13 protein-coding genes are annotated in these 10,819 nt (G+C 42.8%); all 13 read right to left on the reverse strand.

Translation table 11 applies throughout. The annotated features are described in order from the left end of the window. Positions 1-59: 59 nt before the first annotated feature. Complete coding sequence (locus tag HT724_RS05875) at positions 60-827, reverse strand: acetyl-CoA carboxylase carboxyl transferase subunit alpha (protein ID WP_173229353.1); 768 nt, start codon at positions 825-827, stop codon at positions 60-62. Then, positions 824-1,690 (reverse strand): acetyl-CoA carboxylase, carboxyltransferase subunit beta, encoded by an 867-nt coding sequence (gene accD / locus HT724_RS05880; RefSeq protein WP_173253073.1) that lies wholly within the window; start codon positions 1,688-1,690, stop codon positions 824-826. Before accD ends, HT724_RS05875 begins: the two co-directional genes overlap by 4 nt. 36 nt (positions 1,691-1,726) lie before the next feature. Then, entirely contained in the window at positions 1,727-3,094 is a 1,368-nt protein-coding gene (gene accC / locus HT724_RS05885; protein ID WP_173275556.1) for an acetyl-CoA carboxylase biotin carboxylase subunit, read from the reverse strand. Between the two features lie 11 nt (positions 3,095-3,105). Further along, positions 3,106-3,528 (reverse strand): 3-hydroxyacyl-ACP dehydratase FabZ, encoded by a 423-nt coding sequence (fabZ, locus tag HT724_RS05890; RefSeq protein ID WP_042901453.1) that lies wholly within the window; start codon positions 3,526-3,528, stop codon positions 3,106-3,108. Beyond that, complete coding sequence (accB, locus tag HT724_RS05895) at positions 3,525-4,010, reverse strand: acetyl-CoA carboxylase biotin carboxyl carrier protein (protein ID WP_173275559.1); 486 nt, start codon at positions 4,008-4,010, stop codon at positions 3,525-3,527. Before accB ends, fabZ begins: the two co-directional genes overlap by 4 nt. Positions 4,011-4,012: 2 nt before the next feature. After that, positions 4,013-5,248, reverse strand: a complete 1,236-nt coding sequence (fabF, locus tag HT724_RS05900) for a beta-ketoacyl-ACP synthase II (RefSeq protein ID WP_173275562.1) — start codon at positions 5,246-5,248, stop codon at positions 4,013-4,015. Between the two features lie 21 nt (positions 5,249-5,269). Beyond that, positions 5,270-6,001 (reverse strand): 3-oxoacyl-[acyl-carrier-protein] reductase, encoded by a 732-nt coding sequence (gene fabG / locus HT724_RS05905; RefSeq protein WP_173275565.1) that lies wholly within the window; start codon positions 5,999-6,001, stop codon positions 5,270-5,272. A 40-nt stretch (positions 6,002-6,041) separates the two neighbouring features. Further along, positions 6,042-6,965, reverse strand: a complete 924-nt coding sequence (fabD, locus tag HT724_RS05910) for an ACP S-malonyltransferase (protein ID WP_173275568.1) — start codon at positions 6,963-6,965, stop codon at positions 6,042-6,044. Next, positions 6,958-7,932: an enoyl-[acyl-carrier-protein] reductase FabK gene (gene fabK, locus HT724_RS05915; RefSeq protein WP_023945583.1), complete on the reverse strand. Its 975-nt coding sequence runs from the start codon at positions 7,930-7,932 to the stop codon at positions 6,958-6,960. The genes fabD and fabK overlap by 8 nt, the downstream gene beginning before the upstream one ends. Before the next feature lie 223 nt (positions 7,933-8,155). Then, a complete protein-coding gene (locus HT724_RS05920; RefSeq protein ID WP_000257838.1) occupies positions 8,156-8,380 on the reverse strand; it encodes an acyl carrier protein in 225 nt (74 codons plus the stop codon). 58 nt (positions 8,381-8,438) lie between these two features. Continuing rightward, positions 8,439-9,413, reverse strand: a complete 975-nt coding sequence (locus HT724_RS05925; RefSeq protein ID WP_173275571.1) for a beta-ketoacyl-ACP synthase III — start codon at positions 9,411-9,413, stop codon at positions 8,439-8,441. Then, on the reverse strand, positions 9,413-9,847 hold the full coding sequence (locus HT724_RS05930) for a MarR family transcriptional regulator (RefSeq protein WP_000386353.1): 435 nt from the start codon (positions 9,845-9,847) through the stop codon (positions 9,413-9,415). Before HT724_RS05930 ends, HT724_RS05925 begins: the two co-directional genes overlap by 1 nt. Positions 9,848-9,940: 93 nt before the next feature. Then, entirely contained in the window at positions 9,941-10,726 is a 786-nt protein-coding gene (locus tag HT724_RS05935) for an enoyl-CoA hydratase (RefSeq protein ID WP_173275574.1), read from the reverse strand. Between the last annotated feature and the right edge of the window lie 93 nt (positions 10,727-10,819).

The raw sequence follows: 10,819 nt of genomic DNA on the forward strand, positions 1-10,819 counted from the left end.
TTTCATTGAGTATAAGAAGCAATAAAAACTAGAACTGACTGCCAGTTCTAGTTTTTGTATTAGTATTTTCTAAATCGTTGATAACGTTCTTCCAACAGCTCTTCTAGCGGTTTTTGTGAAAGTCTAGCTAGCTCAGCTTGAAGTTCTCTTTTGACATTCTTAATCAGTTCCTTACTAGAAAGTCCTGCTTCAGAAATCACTTTATCCACCACGTCCATTTCTAATAACTCGTGTGAAGTGATTTTCATCAACTCTGCTGCTTCCATGGCACGACTGCCGTCCTTCCATAGAATGGAAGCAAAGCCTTCTGGACTGAGAATAGCATAGATAGAATTTTCCAGCATCCAGACACGGTCTGCGACTGCTAGAGCCAGAGCACCACCTGAACCACCTTCACCGATAATGATAGCGATAATAGGAACTCTCAGATCACTCATTTCCATGAGATTGCGAGCAATGGCTTCTCCCTGTCCACGTTCTTCCGCTCCCACACCAGGATAGGCACCTGCTGTATTGATAAAGGTCACAACTGGACGGCCAAATTTTTCAGCCTGTTTCATCAACCGTAGGGCCTTGCGGTAGCCTTCTGGATGCGGTTGACCAAAATTCCGCTTGAGGTTATCTTGTAAACTCTTGCCTTTTTGGATACCAACCACTGTTACAGCTTGATCTCCAAGCCAGCCGATACCACCAACAACTGCACCATCATCACGAAAAGAACGGTCACCATGTAATTGGATAAATTCATCAAAAATGCCTGTCGCAAAGTCCAAAGTTGTCAAGCGACTCTGCTCACGCGCTTCTCTGACTATTTTTGCAATATTCATCTGGGACCCCCTCCGTGCAATCTGACTAGACTAGCAATCGTATCTGGTAAGTCTCTTCTTTTGACAATAGCATCCACAAATCCATGCTCCAATAGGAATTCTGCCTTTTGGAACCCCTCAGGCAAGCTTTCACGAACCGTATTTTCAATGACACGACGCCCAGCAAAACCGACTAAACTCTGTGGTTCTGCTAGAATGATATCGCCTTCCATAGCGAAAGAAGCTGTCACACCACCTGTCGTTGGATCTGTCAAAATGGTCAGGTAAAAGAGACCTGCATTTGAATGGCGTTTAACCGCTGCAGAAATCTTGGCCATCTGCATGAGACTCATGATTCCTTCCTGCATACGGGCTCCACCAGAGGCTGTGAAGAGAACAACTGGCAATTGTTCGACAGTCGCATACTCAAACAAACGAGTGATTTTCTCACCTACAACTGTACCCATAGAAGCCATGATAAAGTTAGAATCCATTATCCCAAGAGCCACAGTCTGACCTTTAATAAGAGCTGTTCCTGTCACAACGGCTTCATCCAGACCTGTTTTTTCACGCATAGTTGCTAGTTTCTTTTGATAACCAGGGAAATGCAAGGGATCCTTGCTTTCAATCCCTGTAAACAATTCCTTGAAGGTTCCCATATCAATCGTCAAAGCCAAGCGTTCTTGGGCAGAAATACGAAAGGTATAGCTACAGTGCGGACAGATACGCTCACTTCCCAGATCCTTCTGATAAATGGTATGCTTGCAGCCTGGACACTGGGAGAATAATTCATCTGGAACCTCTGGCTTAGCTTGAGGTTTTTCCCTAACCGAACGATTGGGATTGATTCGAATATACTTATCTTTTTTACTAAATAGAGCCATTGATTCCCCTTTTCGGTTTAAACTCTTGAAGTCATTTTATTCTTTTTCTTGATATTTAGGTAAGAAGGTTTCCATCAAGAAGGAAGTATCATAATCCCCAGCAATGACATTGCGATCTGAAATGAGGTCAAGCTGGAAATCTGCATTGGTCTGCACTCCTTCAATCTCTAATTCATAGAGGGCACGTTGCATTTTCATCAAGGCGTCAAAACGATTTTCACCGTGAACGATGATTTTGGCAATCATACTATCATAATAAGGCGGAATGGTATAACCTGGATAAACTGCTGAATCCACGCGCAAGCCAACTCCCCCACTTGGCAGATAGAGATTGGAAATCTTACCTGGACTTGGGGCAAAGTTAAAGGCTGGATTTTCTGCATTGATCCGACACTCGATGGCATGACCGCGTAGGACAATATCTTCTTGCTTAACAGATAAAGGCTGACCTGCCGCAATGCGAATCTGTTCCTTAACGATATCCACACCTGAAACAAATTCTGTTACTGGATGTTCTACTTGTACACGAGTATTCATTTCCATGAAGTAGAAATTGCTACTTGCTTCATCAAGAAGAAACTCAATGGTCCCTGCATTCTCATAACCAACAGACTCTGCAGCTCGAACAGCCGCAGCACCAATTTCATGGCGCAGTGTTTTTCCGATTGCAATCGAAGGACTTTCTTCCAAAACCTTTTGGTTATTTCGTTGAAGAGAACAATCCCGTTCACCTAAATGAATCACATTTCCGTGTTCATCTCCTAGGATTTGAACCTCGATGTGACGAGCTGGATAGATAACCCGTTCAATGTACATGGCACCATTACCATAGTTGGCCTTGGCTTCGCTAGAAGCAGTTTCAAAGGCGGAAACGAGATCTTCTGGTTTTTCAACCTTACGAATCCCTTTACCACCTCCACCTGCTGAAGCCTTGAGCATAACAGGATAGCCAATTTTTTCAGCAACAATCAAAGCTTCCTCAGAGTTATGCACTTCTCCATCCGAACCTGGAATGACAGGCACGCCTGCTTTGATCATCTGAGCACGCGCATTGATTTTATCCCCCATCATATCCATGACATGACCAGATGGACCGATAAACTTGATACCAACTTCTTCACACATGGTAGCAAATTTAGAATTTTCACTGAGAAATCCAAAACCTGGGTGAATAGCTTCTGCCTCAGTCAAAACTGCGGCTGATAGAACCGCGTTGATATTGAGATAAGACTCAGTTGCCTTACCAGGACCGATGCAAACAGCCTCATCTGCCAAAAGCGTATGAAGGGCTTCCTTATCAGCAGTTGAATAAACCGCCACCGTTGTAATCCCCAATTCACGCGCTGCACGGATAATACGAACCGCAATTTCACCACGATTGGCAATTAAAATTTTTCGAAACATGGAGAACCTCCTTAGCTCCCAATGGCAAAAGTAAGAGTACCACTGGCTGCAAGCTTGCCATCCACTTCAGCCTTTGCTTCAACCACAGCAATGGTGCCACGACGTTTGACAAAAGTCGCTGTCATAACCAATTGGTCGCCTGGTACAACTTGCTTCTTGAATTTAACCTTGTCCATACCAGCGTAAAAGACCAGTTTCCCTTTATTTTCAGGTTTTGATAACTCCAAGACACCAGCAGTTTGCGCCAAGGCTTCCATAATCAGAACACCTGGCATAACTGGGTATTGAGGAAAGTGGCCGTTAAAGAAAGGCTCATTGATGGTCACATTTTTGATGGCAACAATAGTGTCCTCGCTCACTTCCAAGACACGGTCTACTAGGAGCATAGGATAACGGTGGGGAAGGGCTTCTTTGATTCCTTGAATATCGATCATTTGATACGTACCAATCCTTTACCAAATTCAACCATTTCTTCGTTAGAAACGAGAATTTCCGTTACCACACCATCCTTAGGAGATGGGATTTCATTCATGACTTTCATGGCTTCGATGATTACCAATGTTTGACCTTTTTTGACACTATCACCAACTGTAACGAAGGCAGGTTTATCAGGACCAGCAGCCAAGTAAGCCACCCCAACAAGTGGGCTTTCTACAAGATCTCCCTCAGCAACTACACTTGTTTCAGCTGGAGCTGAAACTTTTTCTGTTACAGTCTCTACTGGAGCAGATGAAGGAGCTACTAGACTTGGTGTTGTTAGAACGGGCGCTGGAGCGACTTGAGGTGCAACTTCAGACACCAGTTTCGCTTCATTCTTGCTAAACTGTAACTCATCCGTCCCATTCTTATAAGAAAATTCTCTCAAACTTGACTGGTCAAATTGGGCCATCAAGTCTTTAATATCGTTTAAATTCATAGTTATTTATTCTCCCAACGTTTGAAAGCAAGAACTGCATTGTGGCCACCAAAACCAAAAGTATTTGAAATAGCGTATGGAATTTCTTGCTCCAAGCCTTGTCCATAAACGACATTGGCTTCGATATAATCTGATACTTCACTTGTTCCAGCTGTCATTGGTACAAAGTTATGACGCATGGCTTCGATTGTAACGATAGCTTCTACTGCACCAGCAGCACCCAGCAAATGTCCTGTGAAAGACTTGGTTGATGATACAGGTACTTCCTTACCAAGAACATCTACGATTGCACCACTTTCTCCTTTTTCATTAGCAGGAGTTGATGTTCCGTGAGCATTGACATAGGCTACTTGCTCTGGAGAAATCTCTGCTTCTTCCAAGGCTAGTTTGATGGCCTTGATGGCTCCCTGACCTTCTGGATGTGGTGAAGTCATGTGGTAGGCATCACAAGTATTTCCGTAACCAACCACTTCAGCCAGGATAGTAGCGCCACGTTTTTCAGCGTGTTCCAGACTTTCAAGAACCAACATCCCTGAACCTTCACCCATAACAAACCCATTTCTGTCCTTATCAAATGGGATAGAAGCACGAGTTGGATCCTCTGTAGTAGAGAGAGCTGTCAAGGCTTGGAAACCAGCAATAGCAAAAGGTGTAATAGAAGCTTCTGAACCACCTACCAACATAACATCTTGGAAACCAAACTTAATTGAGCGGAAGGCATCTCCAATCGCATCATTTGATGAAGCGCAGGCAGTATTGATTGATTTACAAACACCGTTTGCTCCAAAACGCATGGCAACATTTCCTGAAGCCATATTTGGCAAGGCTTTTGGAAGGGTCAATGGTTTCACACGTTTTGGCCCTTTTTCGTTGAGTCGAAGCACTTGATCTTCAATTTCCTTGATTCCACCAATACCAGAGGCCACGATAACACCAAAACGATCTTTATCAAGAGCCTCTACATCTAAATTAGCATGATTAACGGCTTCTTGGGCTGCGTACAAGGCATACAAAGAATAGTTATCGAAACGATTGGTATCTTTCTTTACAAAGTATTTATCAAAAGGAAAATCTTGGATTTCTGCCGCATTATGCACATCAAAGTCACTATGATCAAATTTTGTAATTGGACCAATTCCGATTTTTCCAGTTGTCAAACTATTCCAAAATTCTTCTGGTGTATTTCCGATTGGAGATGTTACTCCATAACCTGTTACTACTACGCGATTTAGTTTCATCTTTTTTACCTCTAGCTTCTGCTACATACTTAAGCCACCATCAATGGCAACCACTTGACCAGTTAGATAATCTTGGCCTGCTAAAAATACTGTCAAATCTGCAACCTGCTCTGCCTGCCCAAATGCTTTCATAGGAATTTGCGCCAGCATGGCATCTTTGACCTTGTCTGATAGAACAGCTGTCATATCGGACTCAATCATTCCAGGTGCAATAGCATTAACCCTGATATTGCGATTGGCCACTTCACGCGCCACAGACTTGGTAAAACCAATCAAACCAGCCTTAGAAGCTGCATAGTTAGCTTGACCGATATTTCCCATCAAACCAACAACACTAGACATGTTAATGATAGCACCTTCTCTGGCTTTCATCATCGGTTTCAAGACTGATTGTGTCATGTTAAAGGCACCAGTCAAGTTAACCTTGAGCACTTTTTCAAAATCTGCTTCTGTCATCTTAATCATAAGGGTATCTTGGGTAATTCCTGCATTGTTAACCAAAACATCTACTGAACCCAGCTCAGCAATAGCTTGCTCAACCATACGCTTAGCGTCTGCAAAATCCGACACATCCCCTGAAATGGGAACCACCTTGACACCATAGTCTGCAAACTCAGCTAGCAAGTCCTCTGAGATGACCCCACGACTGTTTAAGACAATGTTGGCTCCTGCTTGAGCAAACTTGTGGGCGATGGCAAGACCAATCCCACGACTCGAACCTGTAATAAAGATATTTTTATTTTTTAGTTGCATTCTTTTCTCCTGTTTCCTCTTGTATTTATGGGAGAAGGGATTACTCGTTTTCTAGCAAGGCTTCCAAACTCGCCTGATCTTCAACAGTGGCTAGTTTAGCCGTCTTATCAATTTTTTTAACAAAGCCTGACAAGACTTTCCCCGGTCCAATCTCGATAAAGTTGGTTACGCCTGCTTCTTGCATAACTGCAATACTTTCATAGAAGCGAACTGGCTCCTTGACCTGACGCGTCAAAAGTTGAGCAATGTCTTCTTTTTTCATAACTGTAGCTTCTGTATTGCCGACTAGGGGACAAGTAAAATCTGAAAAACTTCCCTGAGCTAGAGTTTCAGCTAGTTTTTGGCTAGCAGACTCAAGGAGAGCGGTATGAAAAGGACCTGACACCTTGAGAGGAATCAAGCGTTTGGCACCTGCTTCCTGCAAAAGTTCGACAGCTCGATCGACTGCAACCACTTCTCCACCAATCACGATTTGTGCAGGTGTATTATAGTTGGCTGGAGTAACTACTCCAAGTTCAGAAGCTTTTTGACAGGCTTCTTCAATGACCTCTACTGGTGTATTGAGAACTGCTACCATCTTGCCAGAGCCAGCAGGAGCCGCTTCTTCCATGAATGCTCCACGCTTAGCGACCAAGGATACCGCATCTTCAAAATCCAAGACGCCACTGGCCACCAAGGCAGAATATTCTCCAAGGGACAAACCAGCAACCATATCAGGCTGATAGCCCTTTTCTTGCAATAAACGGTAGATAGCAACCGAAGTCGCTAGAATAGCTGGTTGCGTATAGCGGGTCTGATTGAGTTTTTCTTCTTCTGTATCGATGAGATGACGCAAATCATAACCAAGAACCTGACTGGCTTGATCAATCGTTTCTTTGACAATCGGATACTGATCATAGAGATCCCGTCCCATCCCTAGATACTGGGCACCTTGACCAGCAAATAAAAAGGCTGTTTTAGTCATTTCTTACAACTCCTGCCCAACGAGAGGCTTCTTCTTGAATTTTCTTAGCTGCTCCATAGTACAAATCTTTTAGGATTTCTTCAACGGTTTCTTCTTTGGAAACAAGGCCTGCGATTTGACCTGCCATAACAGATCCACCATCCACATCACCGTGAACAACTGCTTTGGCTAGGGCACCTGCTCCCATTTGTTCAAAGATTTCCAAATCAGGATTTTCTTGTTTAAAGGCATCTTTCTCAGCTTTTTCAAAATCACGAGTCAACTGATTTTTAATCGCACGAACAGCATGGCCAAAGTGTTGTGCTGAAATCGTAGTATCAATATCTCTAGCTTTTAAAATTTTCGCCTTATAATTTGGATGGGCATTAGACTCTTTTGCAACGACAAAGCGAGTTCCAACCTGAACAGCCTCTGCCCCTAGCATAAATCCAGCCGCAGCACCTTCACCATCCGCAATCCCTCCTGCAGCAATAACAGGAATAGATACAGCTGCCACCACTTGACGCACCAAGGTCATAGTTGTTAATTTACCGATATGCCCCCCAGCTTCCATTCCTTCTGCAATAACAGCGTCCGCACCGATTTTTTCCATGCGTTTAGCTAGGGCAACACTTGGTACAACTGGAATAACTGTAATACCAGCTTCGTGAAAGCGTTCCATGTATTTACCAGGATTTCCTGCCCCTGTTGTAACCACTTTGACGCCTTCCTCGATAACGAGATCTACAATATCTTCCACAAAGGGAGACAAGAGCATGATGTTGACACCAAAGGGTTTATCCGTTAACGATTTGATCTTGTCAATATTTGCCTTAACAACTTCTTTCGGGGCATTTCCCCCACCGATAATGCCTAGTCCTCCAGCCTTGGAAACAGCTCCTGCCAAATCACCATCAGCGACCCAGGCCATTCCTCCTTGGAAAATAGGATAATCAATGTTCAATAATTCTGTAATACGTGTTTTCATAGTGCCTCCATCGTTTCTTGCTTACGTAATAGTTCGATACTGCCATAATTTGAAAATCAAACTATTGCCTAAACAAGAGGGAGCGGGTTTCCCTACTCCTTCTATCTTATATTCTGCTTATACTCTTCGAAAATCAAATTCAAACCACGTCAGCGTCACCTTGCCGTACTCAAGTACAGCCTGCGGCTAGCTTCCTAGTTTGCTCTTTGATTTTCATTGAGTATTATTTTGTTTGCTCTTCAACGTAGGCAACCAAGTCACCAACTGTTTTCAAGTCATCTTCTGCTTCGATTTGGATATCAAAAGCATCTTCGATTTCTGAGATTACTTGGAACAAGTCCAATGAATCTGCATCCAAATCATCAAAAGTTGATTCAAGTGTTACTTCTGATGCGTCTTTTCCAAGTTCTTCAACGATAATTTCTTGTACTTTTTCAAATACTGCCATGATAGGACTCCTTTAAAATAAATAGTTTTTTATAACAATGTGTTCACCACATGATTACCTAAATTGTAAGAATGAGTGTGCCCCAGGTCAAGCCTCCACCGAAGCCTGATAGCAGAACAGTCTGGTTACCATCTAAAGGGATGAGGCCTTGTTCTACACACTCTGAAAGTAAAATCGGGATACTTGCTGCACTGGTATTGCCATATTCCATCATATTGGCTGGAAGTTTAGCTCGGTCAACACCAATTTTTTTAGCCATCTTATCCAAAATACGGACATTAGCCTGATGCAGTAGCAGATAATCCAAATCTGTCGCCTCTATAGGAGATTCGTCAATAGTCTGTTTGATAGACTTGGCTACATCTCGAATGGCAAAATCAAAGACTGCGCGTCCATCCATCTTCAAAAACGAATCTGCATTTTCTTGATCTGAAAACGGAGAATGCAAGCCTGAATGTCCGTACGTTAGACACTCGCTGCGACTTCCATCGCTATTGAGACTCTCAGCCAAAAAATGCTCTTTCTCGCTAGCTTCTAGCAAGACGCCACCAGCACCATCTCCAAACAAAACAGCTGTTGATCGGTCCGACCAATCGACTGCTTTAGAGAGGGTTTCACTGCCAATCACCAAGCCTTTTTGAAAGCGACCAGAAGCGATAAATTTTTCAGCAGTTGAAAGAGCAAATACAAATCCACTGCAAGCAGCTGTTAGGTCAAAAGCAAAGGCCTTATTAGCACCTATATTAGCTTGAACACGAGCAGCTGTAGAGGGCATCATCGAATCAGGAGTAATGGTAGCTAGGATGATAAAATCCAGCTCCTCTCCTGTGATTCCAGCTTTTACCATCAGTTTCTTAGCAACCTCTGTAGCTAAATCACTGGTAGATTCTGTTATTGAAATATGCCTTTGTCGTATTCCCGTCCGACTTGAAATCCACTCATCATTGGTATCCATAATCTGAGCCAAATCATGATTTGTAACCACTTGCTCTGGCACATAATGAGCAACCTGGCTTATTTTTGCAAAAGCCATTATTTCAAATCCTCCAAAAATTGATAAAGATTGGTCAAGCCTTTGCTCATAACATCAATTTCTTCCTTACTCATACCATCAATGATTTTTTCAACCATGGCCTTGTGGAAGCGTTTATGCAGCCTATGAACCAAGCGACCCTTCTTTGTCAAATGTAGATGCACCACACGACGATCCTGCTCTGAGCGAATGCGTTCAATGTAACCCTTGCGTTCGAGATTATTCAAACTAGTCGTAACTGTCCCAAGAGTCACCATCAACTCTTTTGACACTTGACTTGGTGTCACGTCTGGGAATTTCCCAATCACATCAATCGTATGCATTTCTTTGATGGAGATATCCTTGAAACGACTACCTCTCAAGCTCACTTCCTCAATGACAAGGACATTGTTAAATATAGATGTTAAATATTCATTAATTCGTTGGTAGTCCAATCTTTCTTTCCCTCCTTCTCAAAAAAACTTTTACAATCAAAACATTTGACAAGAGAATTATATCAAAGTTCAAAGAATGATGCAAGTATTTTTTTATTTTCCTGTAAATTTAGGCCGTCTTCTCTCCGAATGAGCTCGCACTCCTTCTTTGAAATCCTCTGTTTGAGCTAAGGATTCCTGTAAGTTCAGTTCTAAAGTAGCGTAATCCTGCCAGTCTTTAAATTGGCTCTCCCAAACCAACTTCTTAATGGCTGCATAGGAATTACTTGAACCACGTCTTAATTTTTTAAGAAGCTGTTCTCTCGTCTTTTCAAGTTTATCAACTTCAGAAACGCGGTAAACTAGTCCCCATTCTAGGGCTTTTTCTGCGGTCAAAGCCTCACCTGTCATGGCTAATTGAGCAGCACGCGTCACACCGATACTGCGGCTCAAGAGATGAATCCCACCTGCATCTGGAGCCAAACCAACGCCAACAAATGCTTGGATAAACTTAGCCTTATCCGTTGCAAGACAGAAATCTGCCGCAACAGCCATATTGGCTGCGGCACCTGCAACAGCACCGTCAACTTCCATCAAAACAGGTTTACCTATTTGCTTGATTTTATAGGAAATAGTATTGACCAATTCTGCGATTTTCGTCAATGATGGAATATCATCCTCATCCACTGCCCGCTTCATCTCTACCAAATCTCCCCCAACTGAAAAGACTTTGCCATTGGCATTGATTAAGATAAAATGCACAGCTGGATTTTCTTCTGCCAGAGTCAAGGCTTCTAAAATTTCTTCACACATAGGAATATGAAAGCCATTTGCAACCTCAGGACGGTTCAAGGTAAGGATTGCCAAATCCTCTTCAAGCTGATAAATAATATGTTCCATCTGGACTCCTTTTTATTTTCATAAGCAGTTTATACTCTTCGAAAATCTCTTCAAACCACATCAGCTTCGCCTTGCCGTAGGTATGGTTACTGA

The organism is Streptococcus sp. k-402 (genome assembly GCF_013277515.1).
In the GTDB taxonomy this organism is placed as follows: Bacteria; Bacillota; Bacilli; order Lactobacillales; family Streptococcaceae; genus Streptococcus.